Consider the following 26,075-nt stretch of genomic DNA (forward strand, 5'->3'; position numbering starts at 1 on the left):
ACCGCCGAGCGTCAGCCCCCTTCGGCTTCAACGAAGAAGAAAGGAACACCCTCATCATGACACTTCACCGCAAGGTGGCGGTCGTCGCGGCCGCCATGGCGGCGACGGCGGCGCTCGCGCTGTCCGGTTGCAGCGCCGGCGGAGGCGAATCCGCCGACGCGCTCGACGGGTCGCAGCTGTTGACCATCCCCCGTGAGGACATGGGGACGTTCGACCGCAACTTCAACCCGTTCGCGAACCCCGACTTCCCGATGACGCATCAGGCCATCTACGAGTCGATGCTCATCTACAACCCCGCCGACGGCTCGACCACCCCGTGGCTCGCGACCGAGTGGGAGGTGGCGCCCGACAGCACGGGCATCACGTACCACCTCCGCGACGGCGTCACCTGGTCGGACGGCGAACCGCTCGTGGCCGAAGACGTCGTGGTGTCGTTCGACCTGCAGCGCGAGGTGCGCGGCGGCTTCGACTACATCGAGTCGGTCACCGCGGTCGACCCGCTCACGGTGCAGTTCGACTTCAACCAGCCGTTCTCGCCCGCGCTGCTCGACATCGGCCAGCAGATCATCGCCCCCGCCCACATCTGGAACGAGGTGGACGACCCGACCAAGTTCGCGAACGAGGAGCCGGTCGGCACGGGGCCGTACACCGAGGTCACCAACTTCCAGGCGCAGTCGTTCGACCTCGGCAAGAACCCCGAGTACTGGCAGCCCGAGAAGCAGCAGATCGAGGGCATCCGCGTGCTCGCGTTCTCGGGCAACGACGGCGCGAACCTCGCCGCCGCCAACGGCGACGTCGACTGGGCGCCGCAGTTCATCCCCAACATCGACGAGGCCTACGTCGCGAAGGACCCCGAGCACCGGTTCTACTGGTTCCCGCCGACCGGATCGATGATCAACTGGCAGTTCAACACCACGAAGGCGCCGTTCGACGACCCCGACGTGCGCAAGGCGCTCTCGATGGCCGTCGACCGCGAGCAGGTCACCTCGATCGGCATGCAGGGCTACACCGCTCCGGCCGACTGCACCGGCCTGAGCGGCGGATACGACACGTGGCGCGACGAGTCCGTCGTCGAGTCGTGCACGTGGACCGAGCGCGACCTCGAAGGAGCGGGAGAGCTGTTGGATGCCGCGGGCATCACGCTCGGCGCCGACGGAACGCGCGTCCTCCCCGACGGCTCGCCGTTCGCCTTCGACTTCTCGGTCGGCTCGACCTCGAGCGACTGGGTGTCGGTCGGCAACGTCATCTCGCAGAACCTCGCCGAGCTCGGCGTCACCGTCACGGTCGCCGCGAAGGACTGGGGCGACGTCGTCGCCGGGTACGAGAACGGCACGTTCGACTCCGGCATCGTGTGGAGCGCCGGCGCCCCCACGCCGTACCAGTTCTACCGCGGCGTGATGTCGACCGAGACCGTGAAGCCGGTGGGCGAGCAGACGTTCGACAACTACCACCGCTTCGGCAGCGCCGACGCCGACGCACTCCTCGCGCAGTTCGCCGCGGCATCCGACGAGGCCACCCAGCACGAGGTCATGGACCAGCTGCAGGCGCTGTTCGCCGAGCTCGCACCGGTGGCACCGCTCTTCCCCGGACCGGAGTGGGGCGCTGCCAGCACGGAGCGGTTCACCGGCTGGCCGACCGAGGACGACCCCTACGCGACGCTCTCGACGCGCGCGCGCACGACGGTCCTCGTCCTCACCACGCTCGAGCCGGTCGTCACCGACTGACCGATCGCGTCGTCCTGCTGCGCCGCTCGCGCGGCGCAGCAGGACGACCCAGGAGACGCATCATGGGCTACATACTGCGACGGCTGGGGTTCTACCTCGTCGCGTTCTGGGTGTCGATCACCCTCAACTTCTTCCTTCCGCGCTTCATGCCCGGCGACCCGGTCTCGCGCATGGTCGCGCGGCTGCAGGGGCAGATCCGCCCCGACCAGATCGAGGCGCTGCGCGAGTCGTTCGGCCTGAGCGACGCCCCGCTGTGGGAGCAGTACCTGCGCTACCTGGGGCAGATCTTCACCGGGAACATGGGATTCTCGATCTCGCGGTTCCCGACGCCGGTGACCGACGTGATCGCGAGCGTGCTCGGCTGGACGCTGCTGCTCGGCTTCGTGTCGCTGATCATCGCCGTGGTCATCGGCAACGTGCTCGGCATCCTCGCCGCCTGGCGTCGCGGCGGCATCCTGGACTCCGTCGTGCCGCCCGTGCTGATCTTCATCGGCTCGTTCCCCTACTTCTGGCTGGCGATGGGGCTGCTGTACCTCTTCGGGGTGACGCTCCAGGCCTTCCCGCTGCGGCACGCGTACGAGGTCGGCACCGTGCCCGAGTTCTCGCTCGCCTTCCTCGGCGACGTCGCCTATCACCTGATCCTGCCTGCCACCTCGATCGTGCTCGTCTCGGTCGGCGGCTGGATGCTCGGCATGCGCAACACCATGATCGCCACGAACGCCGAGGACTACATCGTCATGGCCGAGGCGAAGGGCCTTCGTGCGAACCGCGTCATGATGCAGTACGCGGCCCGCAACGCCCTGCTGCCGTCCGTCACCGCGTTCGGCATGTCGCTCGGCTTCGTCGTCGGCGGCGCGCTGCTCACCGAGGTCGTCTTCGCCTACCCGGGCGTGGGCTACACGCTGCTCGCCGCGGTGCAGAACCTCGACTACCCCCTCATGCAGGGGCTCTTCCTCACGATCACCACGGCCGTGCTGATCGCCAACTTCCTCGTCGACATCGTGTACGTGCGCCTCGACCCGCGCGTGCGCGTGAGCTGAACGGAGGGTGTGACATGTCACTCGCCCAAGATCCCCGCGTCATGGCCGAGCTCGACCTCGGCTCGCCTCCCGGTCCCGACGGCCAGGTCGTCACGGCGCCGCCACCCCGCCGCCGACGCGGCGGGGGAGGGCTCGTCCGCGGACTCCTCGGCAACAGAAAGGCCCTCGCCGGCGTCATCATCCTGGTGGTGTTCGCACTCATGGCCGTCTTCGCCCCCGTCATCGCGCCGGGCGACCCGACCCTCATCCAGGGCATCGGCTCCCAGCCGCCGTCCGCCGAGCACTGGCTCGGCACCACCGCGAAGGGACAGGACGTCTTCGCACTCAACGTGTGGGGCTCGCGATCGTCGCTGTTCGTCGGGTTCACCGTCGGCATCGCCGCCACCTTCGTCGGACTGCTGGTCGGGCTCGCCTCGGCCTACCTCGGTCGCACGGTCGACAACATCCTGGCGCTGGTGACGAACGTGTTCCTGCTGCTTCCGGGTCTGCCGCTGCTCGTCATCCTCGCCGCGTTCCTGCCGCAGGGCCTCGGCACCGTCATCCTGGTGCTGGTCATCACCGGCTGGGCGGGCTCGGCCCGCGTGCTGCGCTCGCAGGCCATGTCGATCCGCGGCAAGGACTTCGTCGCCGCGGCGCAGGTGACCGGCGAGGGCGGGCTGCGCATCATGTTCCGCGAGATGCTGCCGAACATGGCGTCGATCGTCATGAGCACGTTCCTCGCGTGCGTCATCTTCGGCATCGGCGCGCAGGCGGGCCTGGAGTTCCTGGGTCTCGGCGACATCAGCACCATCAGCTGGGGCACGAACCTGTACTGGGCGAGCAACGACGGCGCTCTGCTGACCGGGGCATGGTGGGTGTTCGTCCCTCCGGGTGTCTGCATCGCCCTCGTCGCCTTCGCGCTCGCGCTGGTCAACTACGGCGTCGACGAGACCACCAACCCGCGCCTGCGCCGGCCCCGCCGTCGCACCACTCCCGACGCGCCCACGCGCGTCGTCGCCAGCCCGCGGAAGGAGGCGGCACGATGACCGCTCCGCTGCTCGAGGTCGACGACCTCTCCGTCGAGTACGTCACCGAGGCGCGCACCGTTCGCGCCGTCGACCGGGTGTCGTTCTCGATCGCCGAGCGCGAGGTGTTCGGCCTCGCCGGCGAGTCCGGCTGCGGCAAGTCCACGATCGCCAACGCGATCCTGCGGCTGCTGCGCGACCCCGCGCTCATCTCGGGAGGCTCGATCCGCTTCGCCGGCACCGACGTGCTCGCCCTCACCGCCGACGAGCTGCGCGACTTCCGCTGGCGCCAGGTGGCGATGGTGTTCCAGAGCGCCATGAACTCGCTCAACCCGGTGATGACCGTGGGCGACCAGATCGCCGACATCTTCACCACCCACGAAGGCATCTCGAAGAAGGCCGCGCTCGCGCGGGCTGGCGAGCTGCTCGACCTCGTCGGGATCCCGCGTGAACGGCTGCGCGCCTACCCGCACCAGCTCTCGGGCGGGATGCGGCAGCGCGTCGTCATCGCGATGGCGACCGCGCTGCGCCCGCCGCTGCTCATCATGGACGAGCCGACCACGGCGCTCGACGTCGTCGTGCAGCAGGAGATCATGGCGCAGATCAAGGACCTGCAGCGCGAGCTCGGGTTCGCGATCCTCTTCATCACCCACGACATGTCGCTGATGGTCGAGCTCTCGGACCGCATGGCGGTGATGTACGCGGGGCGCTTCGTCGAGACGGCTCGAGCCGGCGAGATCTTCGCCGCGCCGCGGCATCCGTACACCCGCGCTCTGATGAACGCGTTCCCGCCCATGTCGGGCCCCCGGGCGCGGCTGCAGGGGCTCGGCGAAGGCGTGCGGTTCCGCGACATCCCCGATCTGGAGCAGGTCGGCCCCACGCATTTCGTCGCGCCCAGCGACGACGCGTCCCTCATCACGGAGGCGATCTCATGAACCGACACGACACCCCGGTGCTCTCCACGCGGGGACTCGAGAAGACGTTCACCATCGGCGGCACGCTATCCCGCAAGCGGGTGCGCGCCCTCGGCGGCGTCGACCTCGACATCGCCCACGGCGAGATCGTCGCGCTGGTAGGGGAGTCCGGCAGCGGCAAGTCGACGCTCGCCAGATGCCTCGCGCGTCTGGAGCAGCCGTCGGCGGGCACCTTCCTCTTCGAGGGCGAAGACATGCTCGCCGCCTCGAAGCGGCGCGCCAGCCGCGAGTACCGGTCGGCCGTGCAGATGATCTTCCAGGATCCGTTCGGGTCGCTGAACCCGGTGCACCGCGTCGGGCACTTCCTCGAGCGTCCGCTGCGCATCCACGGCGCGGCATCCGGACGCGACGCGATGGAGCACGCCAAGCAGCGGCTGATGCAGAAGGTGGGCCTTCCCGCCGAGATGCTCGACCGCTACCCGCACGAGCTCTCCGGCGGTCAGCGGCAGCGCATCGCGATCGCCCGCGCGCTCGCCGTGAACCCGCGGCTGATCCTCGCCGACGAGCCCACGTCGATGCTGGACGTGTCGGTGCGGATCGGGGTGCTCAACCTCATGCGCACCCTCTGCGAGGAGCAGGGGATCTCGATGCTGTACATCACGCACGACCTCGCCTCCGCGCGCTACCTCGCCGACCGCATCATCGTCATGTTCGCGGGCGAGTTCGTCGAAGGCGGCGACGCGATGGAGCTGCTGGCGAACCCCGCACACCCCTACACGCGCCTGCTCATCTCGGCGGTGCCCGACCCGCAGCGCACGGAGCCGTTCGATCCCGTCGAGCGGGCCCGCCTGCGCCGTGAGGTGCTCCGCCCGACCGAGTGCCGCTGGACGGGTGTCGCCGACGAGGAGTGCTCGAACGAGAAGCCGGTGTTCCACCGGCTGAGCGAGACGCCCCAGCACTGGGTGCGCTGCGGCCTCTACGCCCCGCCCGCCGATGCGCCCGGAACCGCGCTGGAACAGCCCGCCGACGACCAGGAGAACGACGCCGCATGACCACGCCACCGATGACCAGTCCCGTCTCCGCGGCGCCCGATCTCGTCGAGCGCGCCGCCGCCGACCCGCACCGGCCGGCGTTCCACTTCGTCGCCCCCGCCGGGTGGCTCAACGACCCCAACGGCCTCACCCAGCGGGACGGCTGGTACCACCTCTTCTACCAGTACAACCCGTACGCGCCCGTGCACGACCGCATCCACTGGGGGCACGCCCGCAGCACCGACCTCGTGCACTGGGAGCACCTGCCGATCGCCCTCGAACCGAGCGCGGGCCCGGACGCCGACGGCTGCTGGTCGGGGGTGTTCGTCGACGACGGCGGCGTGCCCACGCTGGTGTATTCGGGCCGCCACGGCGGCGTGGAGCTGCCCTGCCTCGCCACAGGGTCGGACGACCTCGTCGAGTGGACGAAGGAGCCCGGCAACCCCGTCATCGCGGCACCGCCGGCGGACCTGGACATCGTGGCCTACCGGGACCACTGCGTGTGGCGCGAGGAGGCGACCGATGCGCGTCCGGCGCGGTGGCGGCACATCATCGGCGCCGGCATCCGCGGCGAGGGCGGCACGGCGCTGCTGTACGAGTCCGACGACCTGCGCTCGTGGCGCTATGTGGGCCCGCTCCTCGTCGGCGACACGGCGGACCGGGCGCGGACGGCTCCGGACTGGACGGGCACCATGTGGGAGTGCGTCGACCTCTTCGCGGTCGACGGCACGGACGTGCTCGTCTTCTCCGCCTGGGACGACGGCGTGACGCACCACCCGCTGTACTGGTCGGGCTCCTACCGCGGCGACGGGTTCGAGCCCCGCTCGCTGCACCGCCTCGACCTCGGCGGGCGATTCTTCTACGCGCCGCAGTCCATGCGCGACGAGACCGGCAGGCGGCTCATGTTCGGCTGGATGCAGGAAGGGCGGACGGATGCCGCGGCCGTCGCCGCCGGCTGGTCCGGCGTCATGTCGCTGCCGCGTGTCGTGACCGCGCGCTCCGACGGCTCGCTGCACCAGGCGCCGGCGCCCGAGGTCGACGCGCTGCGGGCGGAGCTCCTCTACGACGGCCCGGCCGCCGGGGTCGCCGGGTCGGGACTCGGCGGCGACCAGCTCGACCTCGAACTCGAGGCCGTGCTTCCGGCGGGCGCGTCGGTCGAGCTCGCCGTCCGCGCGACGGCGGACGGCGCGGAGCGCACCGTCTATCGCCTGCGCCGCGTCGGCGACGAGGTCGAGTTCTCGCTCGATCGGAGCCGGTCGAGCCTCGACACCACCGTCGACACGAAGCCGCTCGCGGGTGTCGTCGGCCTCGAGGGCGACACCGTGCGCCTGCGCGTCGTGGTCGACCATTCCGCGCTGGAGGCGTTCGCGAACGGCATCGCGCTCGCCGCGCGCGCGTATCCGACACGGCCCGACGCGCTTCAGGTCTCGGTCGATGTCGACGGCGGCGCCGGAGCCACGCTGCGAGCGTGGCGCATGGCATCCGCCGGTTGAGATTCCCGCGCAACCACCACCCACGGCAGCGCCGACGCTGCCACGACGAAAGGTCATTCATGGAGGCATCGACGACAGTCTCACGCCGCGCGCTCTTCGCCGGGGCCGGCGTCACCGCTCTAGCGGGCACCCTGGCGCTGGCTGGAGGAGGCGGAGCCGCCGCAGCCGCGGCGGAAGCGGCATCCGTTCCCGGCACGACCACCTCGAAAGGACGCATGAGGATGCGCCCCGCGTACCACGTCAGCGTTCCCGACAACTGGAAGAACGACCCGCAGCGGCCGATCTTCATCGACGGCGAGTACCACTACTACTACCTGTACAACGCCGACTACCTCGAAGGCGGCGCGGGTACGGCGTGGCGGCGGGCCACGACGCGCGACCACGTGGCGTTCCGCGACCAGGGCATCGCCATTCCGAAGTTCAGCAACGGCAACGGCGACTGCTGGTCGGGATGCCTCGTCATCGACGAGCAGAACACCGCCGGCTACGGGGTGGGCGCGGTCATCGCCCTCGTGACGCAGGCGCCCGGCGGCCGGCAGGCGCAGTACCTCTGGTACTCGACCGACGGCGGCAAGACGTTCCGCCCCGGCGGCGACGACCCCGTGCTGCCCAACCCCGGTGTGCACGACTTCCGCGACCCGAAGGTCATCTGGGACGCCGACCGCGGGCGCTGGTTCATGGCGAACGCCGAAGGACAGCGGATCGGGTTCTACGTCTCGGCGAACCTCCGCTCGTGGCAGCGCGTCGGCGAGTTCGTCCGCACCGACCTCGGGCTCCTGGAGTGCCCCGACATCTTCCGCATGACGGCGGACGACGGCACGGCCCACTGGATCCTCGGCATCAGCGCCAACGGCAAGGGGCGGGGTCTGCCGGCGACGTACGCGTACTGGACCGGCGCGTTCGACGGCGCGTCGTTCGCCCCCGATCACGGCGAGCCCCGCTGGCTGGACTACGGGTTCGACTTCTACGGCGCCGTGACCTACCCGAACCACGACGCGTCGGGTGCGGAGGACCCGACGCTGCGCCGCGCGATCGGATGGGCGAACTTCTGGGACTACCCGCACAACACGCCGACCCTCGCGACCGACGGCTACAACGGCGACGACATGATCGTGCGCGACCTGAGGCTCGCCGCGGGGGACGGCGGCTACTACCTCGCCTCCACCCCGACCGCCGCCCTCGCTCAGTACGCGAAGAAGACCCACACCCTCGGCGACGTCACCGTCGCGGGGACGCATGATCTCGACGTCCGGTCGCTCGCCTATGACCTGACGTGCGAGCTCGTGTGGGACCCGGCGGCGAGGCCCGCCAACATCGGCTTCGAGGTGTGCCGCGCCGCCGGCGGTGGCCGTCACGTCGCCGTCGGCGCCTTTCTGAACGGGCCGTTCACGTACGTGAACCGTCGCCCGACGATCAATCCGACCGGCGGCGAATCGCAGACGCCGATCGATCCCTCGACGGGGCGTCTCACGGTCCGCATCCTCGTCGATCGCACGAGCGTTGAGTTCTTCGTGGGCGACGGCCGTGTGGTGCATTCGCACCGGGTGTTCCCGCTCGACGGCGACGACGGCATCCGCCTCTACGCGCACGAGGGATCGGCGACGTTCCGCGGCCTCACCATCCGCGAGCTGGCGGTCTGAGGGAGGTTCAGCTACCGGACGGCTCGCTGGGCGACCCGGCAGTGATCAGATGTCAGCGGCGGCGAATCCGTGTTGATCGGCGATTCTTGCGCCCGGAGCGATCGGGCGCCGCTGATTCATCAGATCATTCCGTCTAGGCTGAACGGGACACCTGGCGAACGATCGACGAGGAGAGCCGCGTGGCGGTCAGAACCGGATTCTGGAGTTCATCCATCGGGCACGACTGGGAGCACGGGCTCATCGCGGGCACCGGCTCGATCGGGGCGGTGCTGTCGGGGACGCCGGAGCGCCATGCGATCCACGTGTGCCACGAGGAGTTCTTCCTCCCCGTGAACTCCGCGAAGGCCGCTCCGCGCATCGCGCCCGTCATCGAGGAGGTGCGAGCGGCGGCCCTCGCCGGCGACTCCCGCGCGGTCGCCGAGCTCACCGACCGCGCCGCTCACGAGGACGGGTACGACGGCTCGATGATCTGGACGGACCCGTTCGTGCCGGTCGGCGAGCTGTCCTGGACGCCCGACGCTGCTGCGGGCCACGACGACTACCGCAGGAGCGGCGACTTCACGACGGGCCGCGTGGGCGTCGAGTGGACCGACGAGGCGGGCGGGCGCAGCGGCATCGCCCTCGTTCCCGACCGCGCGTCGGGAGGCATGGCGATCGAGGTGTGGTCGCAGCACGAGGCCAGCGGCGTGCTGGCCCTCGGGTTCGGTGAGGATGCGCAGGGGGAAGGCTCCTTCCCGTCGACCGACTACGGCGTGTATCTCGATCAGACGGTGCCGGTGTCGAGCGGGTCGCAGCTGGTGCTCGACGTGCGGGTGGACGAGGAACGGCTGCTGCCGTTCGTGCGGCAGAACCCGCCGAGCCCGTGGCCGCCCCGGCACGCCCGGCTGACCGTCGCGCTGCCTGAGGACGTTGCGGCGGAACCGGTCGAGGGCGGCGTGCGCGTCCGCCTTCCCGGCGGCCGCCCGGTCACCCTGCCGGTCCGGATCGAGCTCTTCGGCGGACGCGCGGGAGCGGATGCCGTGCCCGCCGAGTCGCACGACGCACTCTTCGACGTGTGCGCCCTCGACCTCCGCAGCGGCATCGACGACACCGTCTCGTACGACGACGTGCTGCGCGGTGCGAGGTCGGGCGACGCGCAGAGCGTGCTCGCGGCGGTCGAGCTGGCGTTCGCCTCCGGCCGCCACACCATCATCTCCTCGACCGGCGTGCTGCCTCCGACGCTCGTGGGCATCTGGCAGGGAACCCGACGGCCGGCATGGTCGGGTGATTGGACGCAGAACGGCAACGTGCAGCACGGCGGCGTGGCATCCCTCGTCTTCTCCGGCACTCCCCAGCTGTTCACCTCGTACCTCCGAGCGCTCTTCCGGCACGTCGACGACTACGCGGCCAACGCCGAACGCGTCTTCGGCGCCCCGGGATGGCTGCTTCCGGCCCGCTTCGACTCGCACGGCAACAGCAGCCATTTCGCCGACACGTATCCGCACCTCTACTGGATGGCCGGCGGCGCCTGGGTGCTGCGATTGGCCTGGGATCAGTTCAGCACGACCGGCGACATCGAGCTGCTGCGCGAGTACGCGTGGCCGCTGGCCCGCAAAGTCATGGCGTTCGCCCTCGCCGTCGCCGTCCCGGACGACGACGGCCGGCTGCGCCTGGCCCCGTCGTACTCGCCCGAGAACACCCCGGGCAACCGGCCGCTTCCGATCGCCGCCGACGCGACCATGGACGTGGCGGCCTTCCGTGACGCCGCGCGAGTGGGTGCCAGGATCGCCGACGTGCTCGGAGAAGACGTCGACGGTGACGCCTGGCGCTCGTTCGCGGACCGCCTCGCTCCCTACCGGGTCGCCGCCGACGGGACCTTCGCCGAGTGGCTCGACCCGAGCGTCGACGAGGAGATCGGGCACCGCCACGTCTCGCAGCTCTACCCGTTCTGGTACGAGGACGACGACGCCGCCGACACCCCCGAGCTGCGCGCCGCGGCCCTCGAGACGATCAGGAGGAAGCTCGCGTGGCGCGACGAGAAGCCCTGGGCGGCTCCCACCGGCCGCATGGAGATGGCCTTCGGCCTGGTCGGCCTCGGGCTCGCTGCCGCGCGACTCGGCGACGCCGACGCCGCCCGCCGGTGCGTCGAATCGCTCGCGCGCGACTTCTGGAGGTCGAACGCGGTGTCGACGCATGACGGCGACGCGATCTTCAACGTCGATGCGAGCGGGGGGCTCCCGGCCGTCGTGATCGAGATGCTGGTGCAGTCGCAGCCCGGGCACGTGGCCCTGCTGCCCGCGCTCCCGGCGTCCTGGCCGAGCGGGTCGATCCGGGGCGTGCGAGCGCGTGGCGGTGTCGTCGTGGAGGAGCTGACCTGGGGGCCCGACGGCGCGACGGCCATCCTCTCGCTCGCCGAAGGATCGGAGGCGACGCGGGACGGCGAGGTGATCACCGTCTCGGGCCCTGGCCGGTTCACGGCCGACCTCGACCTGTCACGGGGCCCGGCGCGCGTCCGCATCCCCGGCTGAGCGTCAGCGGGCGGCGATCACGACCGACGTCGTCGCCAGGCCGTCCGCGGACGCGCTCACGGTGATGGGCTCGGCGCCGGTCGGGCGGACGACCGCGAGCGCACGACCGTCGTGCAGCCGGTGCCGGGCATCGGCGAACGACTCCTCGGTGGAGATCGCGGCGCTCCCGAGACCCTGCAGCGACGCCGGCCCGTCGATGTGCACCTCGACCTCGACGTCGGCATCGGCTGCTCTGACACCCGCGGCGTCGACGAGCTCGATGACGACGAAGGCGAGGTCGCGCCCGTTCGCCGCGAGGTCGCGCCCGTTCGCCGCGAGGTCGCGCCCGTTCGACGCGAGGTCCGTCGGCTCGACGGTGAGCCTCAGCGCGCGGTCGGCCCCCGCCGTCTGCAGCGCGAAGCTCTCGGCAGCGACGCCGTCGCGCAGCGCGACGGCTTCCAGCCGCCCGGGCGCGAATCCGACGCGGAACAGCGCGCGGAACCTGTTCTCGGCCCCGGCGGGCAGCCGGCCCACGGACCGACCGTCGAGGAAAAGCTCCACCTCGGGGGCGTCGCTGTACACCTCGACCTCCAGCGGCTCGGTCCCCACGTCGTTCCACGTCCACGACGGCACGCAGTCGGTCCACGACCAGGGCGCGGACCTCATCGTGCGGCCCCTCGTCTGCGGGCGCCTGACCGCGATGTACGGCTTCGACCGCAGTCCGTAGACGATCTCGCGGTAGTAGGAGGCCGGGCGACGCTCCCCGGTGATGTCGATGTCGCCCGAACCCGCGACCAGGAACGGGTACGCGCCGAGCGCGCCGCCGCCGGGCGGGTCGTCGGTGTAGTGCATGCGGCCGAGCCCGGGCTCTCCCAGGTAGTCCCAGCCCGTCCACGTGAAGTCCCCGATGACGTGGGGGTTCGCGCGGACGAGGGCCCACAGGCGATCGATCTGCGTCGGGAACGTCTCCGACCCGACGATGACGCGATGGGGGAAGAGCCGGCGATCGAGCTCGTACCGGCACGACTGGTAGTTCATCCCCGCGATGTCGGGTGCGTCGTACGCCTCCTCGGCTAGCGCCGTGACCGCGTCGGTGACGCCCAGCGTGCTCATCCGGTCCTCGAGGCTCAGGGTGCGGCCGTTGATCTCCGCGACCGGGTCCGTCGAGGCGCCGCCGAGGAACGCGGGGTCCGGTTCGATCGCGCCGTCCATCACGAACAGGGCGCCGTTGACGGCGGCCGTCACGTACCGCGACGGGTCGAGGCGTCGTGCGGCGGCGGACATGGTCCTGGACAGCTCCGCGCCGGTGCGCGTGGCCGCCTCGGGGATCTCGTTCCCGAGCGAGTAGATGACGACGCTCGGGTGGTTGCGATCCTTGGCGATCATCGCCTCCAGCTCGCGAGGCCACGTGTCGGCGAACCGATCGGCTCCGTCGTCGGGCGCTTTGGACCGTGTCCAGAAGTCGGTCAGCTCGTCCATGACGAGCATCCCCAGACGGTCGCAGGCGTCCAGCATCGCGCGGCTCATCGGCTGATGCGCGCTGCGGATCGCGTTGAACCCCGCCGACTTGAGGATGGCGACGCGGCGCTCCTCGGCGCGATCGAAGACGGCCGCGCCGATCACGCCGTTGTCCGCGTGGACGCAGGCGCCGCGCAGATCGACCGGTGCGCCGTTGATGCGCAAGCCCCGCGCCGCGTCGAGGTGGAGGGTGCGGATGCCGAAGGCCACCTGACTTCGATCCCGCTCGTGGTCGCCCGATCCGAGAGTCGAGTCGACGCGGTAAAGGTGCGGCGCCTCGGGCGACCACCGCAGCGGCGACATCACGAGGACGCGCTGACTCACCTCGATCGCGCGACGCGGCGGGACGGTGACGCGGGTGCGATCCACGCCGACGATCTGCCCTTCAGGATCGAGGATCGCCGTCTCCAGCCGCCGCACGACGGAGACCCGCTCGAGGTTGCGCACCGTCGTCACCACCTGCACCACCGAGGCCTCGGCGTCATGCTCGGGCGTCGTGACGACGATGCCGTCGAGGGGGATGTGCACGCGCGGCGCGACCGTCAGGTGCACCGGGCGGATGATGCCGCCGCCGGTGTACCACCGGGCGTGCCTGTTCGCCCGCGCCTCCACGACGATCTCGTTGTCGGCTCCGTGGCGCAGGAGCGGATCGAGGTCGACGATGAACCCGGATGTGCCGGACGGATGCCGCGCCGCCGGCTCGCCGTTCACGAAGACCGCCGCCGAGCAGTACACGGACTCGAATTCGAGCGCCACGTGGCGGTCACGCCATTCCGCGGGCGCCGTGAGCCGGGTCCGGTACTCCCACGCACCCCCCGGGAAGTACCCGGTGGCCTGCAGTGACGAGTCGTCGATGCGGGCCGAGCCCGCCACGGCGTCATGGGGGAGCGCCACCGGGACGAACGCGGGCGGGTGATCGGTGAAGCGCTCCCGGTACTCCCACCCGCGGTCGAAGAGCTCACGTTGCATCCGGACATCCCGCCTCTCGGTTCGCCGTCACGCTAGCAGCGCGTCAGTATCCCGTAAAGATCTGACCTTTTGGCCAGGCGTGCCGAACAGATATGGCAAGATCGCCCGAAGGCGCGCATTCACGCGGCCAAACGACTCCGATAGATCTAATGAAATCGGAGGATTGCGAGCATGAAGGAATAGACGATGCCCACCATCACCGGCTTCCGTGTCCATGACGTGCGCTTCCCCACATCGCTGGACGCCGACGGCTCCGACGCCATGAACAAGGACGGAGACTACTCGGCGGCCTATGTCGTCCTGGAGACCGATGAGGCTCTGCGGGGCTTCGGATTCACGTTCACCATCGGGCGCGGCAACGACCTGTGCGTGGAGGCCGCTCGCCAGCGCGCACTGCCGCTCGTCGGGCGCGACGTCGACGAGCTGCTCGACGACCTGGGTGCGACGTACCGGGAGCTCGCCTCCGACACGCAGCTGCGGTGGCTCGGCCCGGAGAAGGGCGTCGTGCATCTCGCGATGGCGGCGGTGATGAACGCGCTGTGGGACATGGCGGCGCGCCGCGCCGGCGTCCCCCTCTGGCGGCTCCTGGTCGAGATGAGCCCCGAGCAGCTCGTGGACGCGGCGGATCTGCGCTACCTGTCGGACGTCCTGACCCGCGACGAGGCGATCGCGATGCTGAGCGCCGCCGCCCCGCGTCGTCGCGAGCGCCTCGACGATCTGAGGGCTCGCGGCGGGTATCCCTGCTACACGACGAGCGCGGGCTGGCTCGGCTATTCCGACGACCGGCTGCGGTCGCTGCTGCGGACGGCGATGGACGAGGGCCATCGCCACTTCAAGCTCAAGGTCGGGGCCGACCTGGACGAGGATCGCCGTCGCCTCCGCATCGCCCGCGAGGTGATCGGCTGGGACGCCCACCTCATGATCGACGCCAACCAGGTGTGGGACGTGCCGCAGGCGATCGAATGGATCACCGCGCTGTCGGAGTTCCGGCCGCTGTGGATCGAAGAGCCGACGAGCCCCGACGACGTCCTCGGGCACGCGGCGATACGCAGAGCGGTCGCGCCGATCGGCGTCGCCACGGGCGAGCACGGCATGAACCGCGTGCTGTTCAAGCAGATGTTCCAGGCCGAGGCGATCGACTTCTGCCAGCTCGACTCCGCTCGGCTGGCCAGCGTGAACGAGATCCTGTCCGTCTACCTGATGGCCCACAAGTTCGGGGTGCCGGTCTGCCCGCACGCCGGTGGCGTCGGGCTGTGCGAGCTGGTGCAGCACCTCTCGGTCTTCGACTACGTCGCCCTCTCCGGATCCCTCGACAACCGCGTCACCGAATATGTCGATCACCTCCACGAGCACTTCGTCGACCCCGTGGTCGTCGCCCGCGGCCACTACCGGCTGCCCGCCGCGCCCGGCTACAGCGCGGAGCTGCGGGAGGAGTCGGTCGAGCGGTACCGCTTCCCCGACGGCGCGTACTGGCTCGAGCGCGCCGCCATGGAACCGCTGGCGGCTACTCGGTGACCTGATCCACCGGCGCCCCCGCCGCGGCGCCCGCCGCGGGGAGGGCGTCCACGGCGACCGGATGCTCCGCGGCGAACAGCTCGACGCCCAGCAGGTGCGCCGCCATGCGGATGCGCGCCCGTTCGGCGTCGCGTGTCCGCAGCGCGGCGAGGATCGCCCGGTGGTCGGCGTGGGCCTCGCCCACGGAGTCGCTCTCGGTGATGGCGCGCCACAGCCGGCCGCGCAGCGTCCGGGTCATGAGGCTGTCGATCAGTGCGGCCAGGGCCGGGTTGCCGCTGGCCTGCGCGATCCGACGATGGAACTCGGCATCCGCGTCGATGAAGGACTCGGGGCCGAGCTCGCCCGTGCTCAGTCCCTCCTCGATGCCGGAGAGGATGCGGTCGAGCTCGTCGAGATCCTGGTCGGAGAGCCGCACCGCCGCCAGGCCTGCGGACTCCGTCTCCAGGACGCGTCGTACGGCGAGGAGATCGACCGCCTGCGTCGCCTCCTGCAGGCCCGCCCAGAACTCCAGGGGGCGCAGCAGCGACCCGGGGTCAAGCTGCGTGACGTAGGTCCCGTCACCCTGCCTGGTCTCGAGCACGCCCAGCGCGGCGAGCGACCGCACCGCCTCGCGCAGCGACCCTCGCGACACGCCCCAGCGCGCGGCGAGCTCCTTCTCGATGGGGAGGCGATCACCCGCGCGCAGCTCACCCGACGCGATCATGCGCTTGACGATCGCGATCACGTGGTCGGAGCGGGAGCCGGTGCTCGCTGGGGTGTCGTCGACGCCGTTCGCCACGCGAGCAGTCTATGCCGCACAGACTCTGCCGCCGCGTGCCGCAGGCCCGAGAAACGGCGACAGGGAGCAGAAAGATTGAATCAATCTCGCGCCGAAGCCCCCGGAACGGCCGCCGTTTACAACGTTGACATGAAATCATCTGATGATTATGGTGAAGCAATGCCTGCGACGATGCGGATGGGAATGGCCGGATGATGCGCTGCGAGCTGCCGCGATCCACCCGCGCCGCCGTGCCCGATGCGGTGACTGAGTGCGCCCGTCACGGAGTGCGCGCATGGTGACGCCGCCCGGGGGCGTCGGTCTCGACGTCGGAGGCGTGACCCGCAAGGTGCGCGAGCGGGGCGGCTCACGCGGCATCCGTGGTTTCCAGCGGAGCTTCCGCCGCCACTGGCAGCTGTACCTGCTGATCCTGATCCCGCTGGCGTACTTCGTGGTCTTCAAGTACATCCCGATGGCGAACACCGTCATCGCCTTCAAGGACTACAACGTCGTAGACGGCGTCTGGGGCAGCGACTGGGTCGGGGTGAAGCACTTCGAGCGCTTCTTCTCGAACCCGATCTTCTGGCCGGTGCTGGGCAACACCTTCCTGCTGTCGGCGTACGTCGTGCTCGCCAGCTTCCCGGTCCCGATCATCCTCGCGCTGGCGCTGAACGAGGTGCGGCTGAAGTTCTTCCGGAACACCGTCCAGATGGTGACGTACGCGCCGTACTTCATCTCGACGGTCGTCGTGGTGTCGATGACGATCCTCTTCCTCTCGCCGCGGGTCGGCCTCGCCGGAGACGTCACGAACTTCTTCGGGCTGGGCACCATCGACTTCCTCAGCGACCCCGACTACTTCCGGCACATCTATGTGCTCAGCGACATCTGGCAGACGATGGGCTACTCGGCGGTGATCTATCTCGCGGCACTGGCGGGGATCGATCCGACCCTCTACGAGGCGGCGAAGGTCGACGGCGCCAGCCGGTGGCAGAAGATCCGCCACGTCGACATCCCCGGCATCCTCCCCACCGCGATGATCATCCTCGTGCTGGGCGTCGGCAACGTCATGGCGATCGGGTTCGAGAAGGCGTTCCTCTTCCAGAACAGCCTCAACATCTCTCAGTCGGAGATCATCCCGACCTACACCTACAAGGTCGGCCTGCTCAACGCCGACTTCAGCCAGGCCGCAGCGATCGGCCTGTTCAACGGCGCCATCAACCTCGTGCTGCTGCTGGCGGTCAACGCCGGGGTCAAGAGACTGACGGGAAACGGACTGTGGTGAGCTCGACACTGATCCAGAACGACACCGACGCCGAGAGCCCGCGCCGGCGCGCCCCGCGCGAGGTCGGGCGCCCGCGGCGCATCAAGGAGACGACCACCGATCGCGTCTTCATGGTCGGGGTCTACATCCTGCTGACGACGTTCCTGCTGTGCGTGCTGCTGCCGCTGCTGTACATCCTCGCCAGCTCCTTCAGCGATCCGCTGGCGGTGTCGTCGGGTCGTGTCACGTTCTGGCCCATCGACTTCACCCTCGAGGGCTACCAGCGGGCGCTGAGCGACAGCTCGATCCTCACCGGCTTCACCAACTCGCTGATCTATACGCTGGCCGGAACCGCCATCAGCCTCGTGCTGACCGTCGCGATCGCCTACCCGCTGTCGCGTCGGGACTTCTGGGGGCGCCGCGGGATCACACTGTTCGTCGTCTTCACGATGCTGTTCGCCGGCGGGATCATCCCCACGTACCTCGTGGTGCAGAACCTGGGGATGCTCGACACCCGGTGGGCGCTCGTCCTCCCGCAGGCCATCGGGGTGTGGCAGGTCATCATCGCCGTCGCGTTCTTCCGCACCTCGATCCCGGAGGAGCTCTACGAAGCGGCCCAGCTGGACGGCGCCAGCGATCTGCGCTTCCTCTTCTCCACCGTGCTGCCGCTGTCCAAGCCGCTGCTGGCGGTGATCGCGCTCATGTACGCGATCTTCCAGTGGAACTCGTACTTCGACGCGCTGCTCTATCTGCGAGACCCGAGCCTGTATCCCCTGCAGCTGGTGCTGCGCAACGTGCTGATCCTCAATCAGGCGGCGCCGGGGATGGATGCCGCGGCCGCCCTCGAGCGGCAGCAGCTGGCCGACCTCCTCAAGTACTCCCTGATCGTCATCTCGACCGTTCCCGTGATGCTCGTCTACCCGTTCGTCGCGCGCTTCTTCAACAAGGGCATCCTCGTCGGCGCCGTCAAGGGCTGACGACGAGACCCGGCGGCGCCGACCGCACCCGCAGAGCCGGAGAGATCCGTCCCCTACAGAAAGGCAAGATCGTGTTCAGACAACCGTTGTCCGGCCGCAGCCGGAACCGCAGCCGTGCGATGACGGTCTCCGCCCTCATCGCCACGATGGGCCTCGCGCTCGTCGGCTGCACGGCCGATGCCGCGGACGACCAGAAGGTCATCACCATCTTCGGCGAGCAGGGCGGCCAGATGGACCTCAACACCAACTCCTTCACGAAGCTGCTGGAGGAGGAGTTCGACGTCGACATCGACTTCCAGACGACGGGGTACGACTCGGGCGCGGCCACCGAGGCCCGGCAGATCAGCCTCGCCGGAGGCGAGCTGCCCGAGGCGTACATGCTCGTGCCGTGGGCGTCGCAGTTCACGCAGGCCGAGCTGCAGCGCTACGGCGAGCAGGGGCTGATCCTTCCGCTGAACGACCTCATCGATGAGCACGCGCCTCACATCGCCGAGGCGCTCGATGCCGAGCCCGGCTTCGAGACCCTGGCCACCGCGCCCGACGGGACGATCTGGGGGCTTCCGCAGTGGAACGACTGCTACCACTGCTCCTACCCGTACAAGTTCTGGATCAACACCGTCTGGCTCGAAAACCTGGGCCTCGCCATGCCGACGACGCCCGACGAGTTCTTCGACGTCATGGTGGCGTTCAAGACGCAGGACCCCAACGGCAACGGCGTCGCCGACGAGATCCCCATCACGGGAAGCGCGCAGTGGTCGATCGTGCCGTACATCATGAACGCGTTCATCTCGAACTCGTTCAACACGGGGGCGGGCGCGAACAGCCAGCCCATCTCGCTCGGCCTGGACGGCGACACCGTGCAGATGCAGACCATGCAGGACGGATGGCGCGAGGGCGTGAAGTTCCTCAACCGTCTCTGGGACGCCGGCGTGATCGATCCTGCGGCCTTCTCGCAGGGCGGTGACACGATGCAGGCCACCGGCAACTCCGCGGAGGCGGTCGTGGTGGGCGGCTTCACCGCCATCCACCCCGGCATCGGCGTGAGCATCGGTCAAGAGGACGGGCGCGACAACCAGTACAACCCGCTGCCGCCGCTCGAGGGAGCGGAAGGCCCGATCACGACGTATCAGCTGCCCAGCGTGCCCGGCGCGACCTTCGTGGTCACCAAGGCCGCCGATGAGGCGGAGCAGAAGATCATCATGGAGATGATGGACTACATCTTCACTCCCGAGGGCCACGTCAGGGCCCAGCAGGGCGAGGAGGGGATCGGATGGCGCGCCCCGGAGGAAGGCGAGATCGCTCTCGACCCGGAGCTGGAGCCCAGTTTCGTCGATCTTCCGCTGGATGAGGAGAACGAGGCGGACTACAACGGCAACTGGGGCCCGATGGCCCAGGTGTTCGACACCGAGGAGTTCCGCAACGCCCAGGTGCAGCCGATGGACATCTACACGCAGGAGGGCTTCGAGCGCCGCCTCTTCCAGGCGACCGAGCTCTACGAGGGCAAGGAATCCGACGCGATCTTCCCGTACTGGAACCTGTGGGTCCCCGTCGAGGAGGCCAACGAGCTGTCCACGCTGACGACCAACATCGAGAGCAACGTGGCGACGTCGACGGCGGAGTTCATCACGGGCGTTCGCGATCCCGAGAGCGACGCCGATTGGGATGCCTACCTGCAGGGTCTGCAGGGACTCGGCGTCGACCGCTATGTCGAGATCTGGCAGGCGGCGTACGACGCCAGCTGAGCGACGGCTTCCGGGGCGGGGTGCGTGAGCGCCCCGCCTCGATGCCGCCCGCCAACCAAGAGAGGAACCGCGATGGGATCGCGCATCGTCCGCTGGCGCCCGGGTGCCGTGGAGCTGGACCTGGATCTCGGGCCCGACGGTCCGCCGACGGTCTCGCGGCTGGCCCTGGCCGGTGACTCCGGGGCGCCGGCGCCCGCTGCGGCGCTGCCGATCGCGGAGGTGCATGTGAACGCGGAAGGCTCCGGCGTGGCATCGTCGGAGCGACTCATGGGCAGCGCGGTCGGGCTGCGCCTGCGTGCGGTCGAGCACCGCTCGTGGAGCGAGGCCGGCGTCTCGCACCTCGAGGTGAGCGCCCGGGACGCGGTGTCGGATGTCCTGGTCATCGCCCGCTGGTCGAGCTGGCCCGACCTCCCTGTCGTCCGCGCCGAGACCGAAGTCGTCGCCGGAGATCACGCCGTCGATCTGCGAGCGGTGTCGTCGGTCGCCCTCGGCGGCATCTCCGCGCCCGGTTCGCAGTGGTGGCTGGATCACGAGGTCGGATTCGCGCACAACACGTGGTTCCGCGAGATGGCCTGGCAGCGACGCACGCCGGCGGAGCTGGGACTCGACGACACGGGCCTGCGGACGTGGGGCCTGCCCACCTCCCGCGCCTCCTTCGCCGTGGCGCAGCGGGGCAGCTGGTCCACCGGCGGCCACCTGCCGATGGGAATGCTCCGATCGCGCGTGGAGCCGCGCTCTGTGCTGTGGCAGATCGAGCACAACGGGCCGTGGCGATGGGAGATCGGAGACCACGGCGATGCGCTCTACGTCGTGGCGAGCGGACCCACGGATCAGGGTGCGGCGTGGATGCGGCGACTCGAGCCCGGGCGCCGGTTCCGCTCCGTCCCCGCGATGCTCGTGCTGGGCGACGACGACGACCTCTTCGGCGCGCTGACGGAGGCGCGGCGCCGGGTGCGTCGCCCCCACCCCGATCATGACGGGCTCCCGGTCATCGTCAACGACTTCATGAACGCCCTCATGGGCGATCCCACCGCGGAGAACCTCCCGCCGTTCATCGACGCGGCCGCCGCGGCCGGAGCCGAGGTCTACTGCATCGACTCGGGCTGGTACGCCGAGGGCGAGCGATGGTGGAACGAGCTCGGCGCGTGGCGTCCGTCGTCCCGCCGATTCCCCGAGGGGCTCGAGGCGATGACGAGGCGCATCCGCGACAGGGGCATGGTGCCGGGGCTGTGGCTCGAGCCGGAGGTCGTCTCCGTCGGCAGCCCGGTCGCCGAGCTGCTGCCGCCAGAGGCGTTCTTCCAGCGCGACGGGCGCCGGGTCGTCGAGTCCGGCCGGCTGCAGCTGGATCTCCGGCATCCGTCCGCTCGGGCGCACCTCGACGACGCCGTCGAGCGGCTGATCGCTGATCTCGGACTGGGCTATCTCAAGTTCGACTACAACATGGACGTCACCCAGGGCACCGACGTGCGGGCGGACAGCCCCGGCGATGGCGCGCTCGGCCATCAGCAGGCCCTGCTGGAGTGGGTGAGCGAGCTCATGGACCGGCACCCCGGGCTGGTGATCGAGAGCTGCGCGAGCGGCGGGCAGCGGATGGACGGCGCGACGCTGCGGGTGCATCCCGTCCAGTCCACCAGCGACAACCAGGACCCCTTGATGACCGCCGCCATCGCGGCGGCGGCCCCCACGACGGTGACACCCGAGCAGGGTGCGGTGTGGGCGTACCCCGACCCGTCGTGGTCCGACGAGCGCATCGCCTTCTCGCTCGCCAGCGCGCTCCTCGGTCGCATGCACCTGGCCGGCCGCATCGACCGGCTGTCGCCGGAGCAGATGCGGCTCGTGCAGGAGGCGACCTCGGCCTATCGCACCATCCGGCACCGCATCCCGGGAGCGCGGCCCTTCTGGCCGCTCGGTCTGCCCGGCTGGCACGATCCGGTCGTCGCGGTGGGCCTGCGCGACGCCGACGGGGACCTCCTCACGGTCTGGCGCCGCTCCGGTCCTGCCCGCGTCCGTGTGCCGCTGGCCGCTCACGCGGGCGCGGGTCTCACGGTCGAGGCGGTGTTCCCCACCAGTCTGGAGACGAGCGCGCAGTGGGACGCGGATGCCGGCGAGCTGACGCTGGACCTGCCTGAAGAGCCGGCGGCCCGCACTCTGCGGTTGCGGGTGGCCGACGCGTCCTGAGGCGGACGCGGCGCGCGTGCCTAGGCAGCAGGCAGACCCCGCTCCCGCGCCCGCTGCGGCGGGACCGGCGGCGGGGGAGCGTCGAGCGCCCGCAGCATCCGCTCCAGCGTCTCGCGCAGCTCCTCGCGCGCGGGCGACGCGAGGTCGGTCGTGTACTCCACGCCGGCGGGGATCCACGACAGCCCGTACATCGTCTCGCGGAAGTCGCCGCCGCCCACCGGCCACCGCGTGCGGCCGTCGCCCTCATCCGAGGCGCCCTGACCCCATTGGCCGAAGTACTCGCGCATCGTCTCCAGCGGCAGCTCCATCACGGCATCCGCCTCGACGGCCTGGCGCACCCACGAGCGCGCCACGAAGATGAACTCCTCGATCTGCTCGGGCGTCAGCGGCTTGGGCTCGAACAGCACGCGCGTGTGCTCGACCGACGCCAGCCGGTCCACGCGGAAGGTGCGCCAGTCGTCCTTCTCGAGGTCCCAGCACAGCAGGTACCAGTGCCGGTCGGCGGGGGCGAGGGCGTGCGGCTCGACGCGGCGTCTCGTGACCTCGCCCGACGCAGCGGTGTACGTGAACCGCACGCGCTCGTGGTCGCGCGTCGCCAGCGCGAGTTCGCCGAGCACCTCGCCCGACACTGCGGCGCCCGAGTTGATCCCGGCCGGCTGCACCGCCTCGGCGAGGGCCGTCACCCGCCGGCGCAGGGGAGCGGGGAGCACCTGCTCGAGCTTCGCGAGCGCCGTGATGGTCGTCTCGGCACCGCTCACGAGTCGCTGGGATGCCGCGACCCGCAGCCCGATCGCCATCGCCACCGCCTCCTCGTCGGTGAGCAGCAGCGGCGGCACGGCGCTGCCCGCCTCGAGCCGGTACCCGCCGGCTGCACCCGGCGTGGACTCGATGCGGTAGCCCAGCTCGCGCAGGCGCTCCACGTCGCGGCGCACGGTGCGCTCGGTCACGCCGAGCCGTTCCGCCAGCTCCGGTCCCGGCCAGTGACGGTGCGTCTGCAGCAGGTTGAGCAGCGAGAGGGCTCGTGTCGTCGTATCGGACATGGGTCAACACTGCCGCACATCGCGGACTGTATGTGTCCGCAATGGCTCCTAGCGTGAACGGCATGGCGAACGAATCGATCATCGAGGCGCAGGGACTGACCAAGCGCTTCACCGTGAAAGGCAAGACCGTCGAGGCCGTCACCGACCTCGCCTTCGACGTCGCACGCGGCGAGCTCGTGGCATTCCTGGGGCCGAACGGCGCCGGCAAGTCGACGAGCCTGCGCATGCTCACCACCCTCATCCCGCCGACATCGGGCACGGCGCGGGTCGTCGGGTTCGACATCCTCACGCGGCCCGCCGACGTGCGCGCCCGCATCGGCTACGTCGGGCAGCTCACCAGCGGCAGCTTCTCGCAGCGGGCTCGCGACGAGCTGCTGAGCCAGGGCGCGTTCTACGGCATGTCGAAGGCGGCGGCGCGGCAGCGGGCCGACGAGCTCATCGACTCGCTCGACCTCGCGCCCTTCGCGACGCGGTCGGTGCAGCAGCTGTCGGGCGGGCAGAAGCGCCGCCTCGACGTCGCGCTCGGTCTCATGCACGCCCCGCCGCTCCTCTTCCTCGACGAGCCGTCGACCGGGCTCGACCCGCAGAGCCGCGCGAACCTGTGGCAGCACATCCTCGAGCTGCGCCGCAGCCACGGCACCACGGTGTTCCTCACGACGCACTACCTCGAGGAGGCCGACCGCTACGCGGAGCGGGTCATGGTGATGGACAAGGGCCGCGTCATCGCCGACGACACCGCGTCGCGCCTCAAGGCCGAGCTCGCGGGCGACCTGCTCACCCTCGGCTTCGCTTCGGAGACGGATGCCGCAGCCGCCGTCCCTGTCGTGCAGCGGCTCACCGACCGCGAGGTGCGGCGGGAGGGGGCATCCGTCACCGTCACGGCACCGGAGGGCGACGCGCTGCTGCCCTCGGCCGTCCGCGAGCTCGACGCCGCCGGAGTCGCCGTCCGCACGGCCACGGGCGTCCCGCCGACGCTGGACGACGTCTTCCTCGCCCTGACCGGACGCACCCTGCGCGAAGCCGGCGAGGGCGGCACCGACACCGAAGAGACCGATCAGGCGACGGATGCCGCAGCCGGCGCCGTCGGAACCGCCGACGCGGCGGCCGAGAAGACAGGAGCGAGCCGATGACCACCGAGATCCAGACCCGTCCCGACACCGCGGTGCGGGCCAACCCCGCCCGCGACACGTGGAACGTGCTCACCCGTGAGCTGAAGCCGGTCGTGCGCGACCCCTTCACGCTCATCTTCAGCCTCGTGCAGCCGCTGGTGTTCCTTGGGCTGTTCGCGCCGCTGCTCGTCGGATCGTCGGGCGCACCCGTGGGCGAGACGCTGCAGTGGTTCGTGCCCGGAGTGCTCGTCATGATCGTGCTGTTCGGCACCGGGGCGACCGGGTCGAACCTGCAGTACGAGATGATGACGGGCTCCCACGAGCGCACGCTCGTCGCCCCGCTCGCCCGGTCGTCGCTGCTCGTCGGGCGCGCGCTCAAGGAGATCGCGCCGATCGTCGTGCAGGCGCTCCTCATCGTGCTCATCGCGTGGCCGTTCGGGTTCACGATAAACGTGCCCGGACTCGTCATCGGGCTGCTGCTGCTCGCGGTGTTCGGCGTCGGCCTCGGAGCGCTGTCGTACACCCTTGCCCTCAAGACGAAGGACCGCGAGTGGCTCTTCTGGGGCGTGCAGCAGACGCTGATCTTCCCGCTGCTGATCCTGTCGGGCATGCTGCTGCCGCTCGACGAGGGCCCCGCGTGGATGCGCGCGGTCGCCGCCGTCAACCCGGTCAACTGGGTCGTGCAGGCCGAGCGCGCGCTGTTCGCCGGCGACCTCGGCGCCATCGAGGTGCTGTGGGGCTGGATCGCCGCGCTGGCGCTGGCGGCGGTCGGACTCGCGGTCGGCATCCGCGCGATGCGCAGAAGCAGCTGAGCCCGCGGCGCCCGCGCGAGGGGGCCGGCGGAGGCGAACCGTAGCCGATCGCCGCCCCTCGTGCGGCGGGTTGCGACGGCGCGGCAGAACAGGTGGACTGGACGGATGCGCACGGCCGAAGATCTCGCAGACGATCTGGCGATCGCCGTCGGGAGCTCCGAGATCTTCGCCGTCTTCCAGCCTCAGGTGTCGCTGGAGAGCGGGTCGATCGTGGCCGCGGAGGCGCTGTGCCGGTGGTCGCACCCGCGCCTGGGCGACATCGACCCGGTGACGATGATCAGCGTCGCGGAGCGCAGCGGGGTGATCCACGCGCTCGGCCGGCGGATGCTCGACGAGTGCCTCGACATGCTCGCCGAATGGCGCCGGACCGGTCGCGACTGGGCGGTCGCCGTCAACGTCTCGCCGCGGCAGTTCGACGACGACTCCTTCGTCCGACACATCGCCGCCGAGTCGGCGCGCCGGACGCTCGCTCCCGGCTCCCTCGTCCTCGAGCTCACGCAGGACCTGCTGCCCGTCGACGAGCGCGCCGTGCTGCCGCAGCTGCGCGCGCTCCGCGAGATCGGCGTGGAGATCTCCCTGGGCGGGTACGGCGAGGGCTCTCCCTCGCTCGAGCGGCTCCGCCACCTGCCGCTCAACGAGGTCAAGCTGCCCGGGCATCTGGTGCGGTCGGCGGAGCCGCAGGCACTGGATGCGCTGCGGGCCGAAGTCGAGGCCGCGCACGCGCAGGGCCTGCGCGTGGTGGCGGAGGGCATCGAGACGCTCACCCACCTCGACATCGCGAAGCGGCTGGGGTGCGATCGTGCGCAGGGCTTCCTCATCCGCGAGCCGGACGCGGAGATCACCTTCCCGTAAGGAGCGCCCCGCG

Annotated in this window: 19 protein-coding genes; 16 read left to right on the forward strand and 3 right to left on the reverse strand. The window is 70.4% G+C overall.

The features are described from left to right. Positions 1-56: 56 nt before the first annotated feature. The 8 genes from V6R91_RS29445 (at position 57) to V6R91_RS29480 (ending at position 11,353) form a co-directional block, all read left to right on the forward strand. A complete protein-coding gene (locus V6R91_RS29445) occupies positions 57-1,724 on the forward strand; it encodes an ABC transporter substrate-binding protein (RefSeq protein ID WP_336398240.1) in 1,668 nt (555 codons plus the stop codon). A gap of 62 nt (positions 1,725-1,786) precedes the next feature. Continuing rightward, positions 1,787-2,764 (forward strand): ABC transporter permease, encoded by a 978-nt coding sequence (locus V6R91_RS29450; RefSeq protein ID WP_336398241.1) that lies wholly within the window; start codon positions 1,787-1,789, stop codon positions 2,762-2,764. 41 nt (positions 2,765-2,805) lie between these two features. After that, positions 2,806-3,789, forward strand: coding sequence for an ABC transporter permease (locus V6R91_RS29455; RefSeq protein WP_442928199.1), 984 nt, complete (start codon positions 2,806-2,808; stop codon positions 3,787-3,789). Further along, positions 3,786-4,703 (forward strand): ABC transporter ATP-binding protein, encoded by a 918-nt coding sequence (locus tag V6R91_RS29460; RefSeq protein WP_336398243.1) that lies wholly within the window; start codon positions 3,786-3,788, stop codon positions 4,701-4,703. The genes V6R91_RS29455 and V6R91_RS29460 overlap by 4 nt, the downstream gene beginning before the upstream one ends. Beyond that, a complete protein-coding gene (locus tag V6R91_RS29465) occupies positions 4,700-5,734 on the forward strand; it encodes an ABC transporter ATP-binding protein (RefSeq protein ID WP_336398244.1) in 1,035 nt (344 codons plus the stop codon). The genes V6R91_RS29460 and V6R91_RS29465 overlap by 4 nt, the downstream gene beginning before the upstream one ends. Next, positions 5,731-7,206 (forward strand): glycoside hydrolase family 32 protein, encoded by a 1,476-nt coding sequence (locus tag V6R91_RS29470; RefSeq protein WP_336398245.1) that lies wholly within the window; start codon positions 5,731-5,733, stop codon positions 7,204-7,206. The genes V6R91_RS29465 and V6R91_RS29470 overlap by 4 nt, the downstream gene beginning before the upstream one ends. A 215-nt stretch (positions 7,207-7,421) precedes the next feature. Further along, positions 7,422-8,846 (forward strand): glycoside hydrolase family 32 protein, encoded by a 1,425-nt coding sequence (locus V6R91_RS29475; protein WP_442928196.1) that lies wholly within the window; start codon positions 7,422-7,424, stop codon positions 8,844-8,846. A 179-nt stretch (positions 8,847-9,025) separates the two neighbouring features. After that, the gene (locus V6R91_RS29480; RefSeq protein ID WP_336398246.1) at positions 9,026-11,353 is read left to right on the forward strand and encodes a glycosyl hydrolase family 95 catalytic domain-containing protein; all 2,328 of its coding nucleotides are present in this window, start codon (positions 9,026-9,028) and stop codon (positions 11,351-11,353) included. 3 nt (positions 11,354-11,356) lie between these two features. Here the strand turns inward: V6R91_RS29480 and V6R91_RS29485 are convergent, their stop codons facing one another. Beyond that, on the reverse strand, positions 11,357-13,819 hold the full coding sequence (locus tag V6R91_RS29485) for a glycoside hydrolase family 2 TIM barrel-domain containing protein (RefSeq protein ID WP_336398247.1): 2,463 nt from the start codon (positions 13,817-13,819) through the stop codon (positions 11,357-11,359). Between the two features lie 186 nt (positions 13,820-14,005). On the opposite strand from V6R91_RS29485, the gene V6R91_RS29490 reads away from it, so the two are divergent. Next, complete coding sequence (locus V6R91_RS29490) at positions 14,006-15,334, forward strand: enolase C-terminal domain-like protein (RefSeq protein ID WP_336398248.1); 1,329 nt, start codon at positions 14,006-14,008, stop codon at positions 15,332-15,334. Here the strand turns inward: V6R91_RS29490 and V6R91_RS29495 are convergent. Then, positions 15,324-16,112, reverse strand: a complete 789-nt coding sequence (locus tag V6R91_RS29495) for a FadR/GntR family transcriptional regulator (protein WP_336398249.1) — start codon at positions 16,110-16,112, stop codon at positions 15,324-15,326. The genes V6R91_RS29490 and V6R91_RS29495 overlap by 11 nt on opposite strands. Positions 16,113-16,386: 274 nt before the next feature. On the opposite strand from V6R91_RS29495, the gene V6R91_RS29500 reads away from it, so the two are divergent. The 4 genes from V6R91_RS29500 (at position 16,387) to V6R91_RS29515 (ending at position 22,249) form a co-directional block, all read left to right on the forward strand. Further along, a complete protein-coding gene (locus V6R91_RS29500) occupies positions 16,387-17,373 on the forward strand; it encodes an ABC transporter permease (RefSeq protein WP_336398250.1) in 987 nt (328 codons plus the stop codon). After that, positions 17,370-18,329, forward strand: coding sequence for a carbohydrate ABC transporter permease (locus V6R91_RS29505; RefSeq protein WP_336398251.1), 960 nt, complete (start codon positions 17,370-17,372; stop codon positions 18,327-18,329). Before V6R91_RS29500 ends, V6R91_RS29505 begins: the two co-directional genes overlap by 4 nt. A gap of 119 nt (positions 18,330-18,448) precedes the next feature. Beyond that, positions 18,449-20,071 carry an ABC transporter substrate-binding protein gene (locus tag V6R91_RS29510; RefSeq protein ID WP_336398252.1) on the forward strand — a complete coding sequence of 541 codons (1,623 nt, stop codon included), beginning with the start codon at positions 18,449-18,451 and terminating at the stop codon, positions 20,069-20,071. A gap of 72 nt (positions 20,072-20,143) precedes the next feature. Next, a complete protein-coding gene (locus V6R91_RS29515; RefSeq protein ID WP_336398253.1) occupies positions 20,144-22,249 on the forward strand; it encodes a glycoside hydrolase family 36 protein in 2,106 nt (701 codons plus the stop codon). Positions 22,250-22,269: 20 nt separating this feature from the next. On the opposite strand, the gene V6R91_RS29520 is transcribed toward V6R91_RS29515, so the two are convergent. Beyond that, the gene (locus V6R91_RS29520) at positions 22,270-23,289 is read right to left on the reverse strand and encodes a helix-turn-helix transcriptional regulator (RefSeq protein WP_336398254.1); all 1,020 of its coding nucleotides are present in this window, start codon (positions 23,287-23,289) and stop codon (positions 22,270-22,272) included. Positions 23,290-23,351: 62 nt separating this feature from the next. Here V6R91_RS29520 and V6R91_RS29525 point away from each other — a divergent pair, with 62 nt between their 5' ends. From V6R91_RS29525 to V6R91_RS29535, 3 genes are all read left to right on the forward strand, one after another. After that, a complete protein-coding gene (locus V6R91_RS29525) occupies positions 23,352-24,419 on the forward strand; it encodes an ATP-binding cassette domain-containing protein (RefSeq protein WP_336398255.1) in 1,068 nt (355 codons plus the stop codon). Beyond that, positions 24,416-25,210, forward strand: coding sequence for an ABC transporter permease (locus V6R91_RS29530; RefSeq protein ID WP_336398256.1), 795 nt, complete (start codon positions 24,416-24,418; stop codon positions 25,208-25,210). The genes V6R91_RS29525 and V6R91_RS29530 overlap by 4 nt, the downstream gene beginning before the upstream one ends. A 105-nt stretch (positions 25,211-25,315) precedes the next feature. Next, a complete protein-coding gene (locus V6R91_RS29535) occupies positions 25,316-26,062 on the forward strand; it encodes an EAL domain-containing protein (protein WP_336398257.1) in 747 nt (248 codons plus the stop codon). Positions 26,063-26,075 lie beyond the last annotated feature (13 nt).

The organism is Microbacterium sp. CCNWLW41 (assembly GCF_037083505.1).

Coding starts and splice junctions, on each gene's coding strand:
- V6R91_RS29445 (WP_336398240.1), top strand. CDS start 57: ATGACACTTCACCGCAAGGTGGCGGTCGTCGCGGCCGCCATGGCGGCG.
- V6R91_RS29450 (WP_336398241.1), top strand. CDS start 1,787: ATGGGCTACATACTGCGACGGCTGGGGTTCTACCTCGTCGCGTTCTGG.
- V6R91_RS29455 (WP_442928199.1), top strand. CDS start 2,806: ATGGCCGAGCTCGACCTCGGCTCGCCTCCCGGTCCCGACGGCCAGGTC.
- V6R91_RS29460 (WP_336398243.1), top strand. CDS start 3,786: ATGACCGCTCCGCTGCTCGAGGTCGACGACCTCTCCGTCGAGTACGTC.
- V6R91_RS29465 (WP_336398244.1), top strand. CDS start 4,700: ATGAACCGACACGACACCCCGGTGCTCTCCACGCGGGGACTCGAGAAG.
- V6R91_RS29470 (WP_336398245.1), top strand. CDS start 5,731: ATGACCACGCCACCGATGACCAGTCCCGTCTCCGCGGCGCCCGATCTC.
- V6R91_RS29475 (WP_442928196.1), top strand. CDS start 7,422: ATGAGGATGCGCCCCGCGTACCACGTCAGCGTTCCCGACAACTGGAAG.
- V6R91_RS29485 (WP_336398247.1), bottom strand. CDS start 13,819: ATGCAACGTGAGCTCTTCGACCGCGGGTGGGAGTACCGGGAGCGCTTC.
- V6R91_RS29490 (WP_336398248.1), top strand. CDS start 14,006: ATGCCCACCATCACCGGCTTCCGTGTCCATGACGTGCGCTTCCCCACA.
- V6R91_RS29500 (WP_336398250.1), top strand. CDS start 16,387: ATGGTGACGCCGCCCGGGGGCGTCGGTCTCGACGTCGGAGGCGTGACC.
- V6R91_RS29510 (WP_336398252.1), top strand. CDS start 18,449: ATGACGGTCTCCGCCCTCATCGCCACGATGGGCCTCGCGCTCGTCGGC.
- V6R91_RS29515 (WP_336398253.1), top strand. CDS start 20,144: ATGGGATCGCGCATCGTCCGCTGGCGCCCGGGTGCCGTGGAGCTGGAC.
- V6R91_RS29520 (WP_336398254.1), bottom strand. CDS start 23,289: ATGTCCGATACGACGACACGAGCCCTCTCGCTGCTCAACCTGCTGCAG.
- V6R91_RS29525 (WP_336398255.1), top strand. CDS start 23,352: ATGGCGAACGAATCGATCATCGAGGCGCAGGGACTGACCAAGCGCTTC.
- V6R91_RS29530 (WP_336398256.1), top strand. CDS start 24,416: ATGACCACCGAGATCCAGACCCGTCCCGACACCGCGGTGCGGGCCAAC.
- V6R91_RS29535 (WP_336398257.1), top strand. CDS start 25,316: ATGCGCACGGCCGAAGATCTCGCAGACGATCTGGCGATCGCCGTCGGG.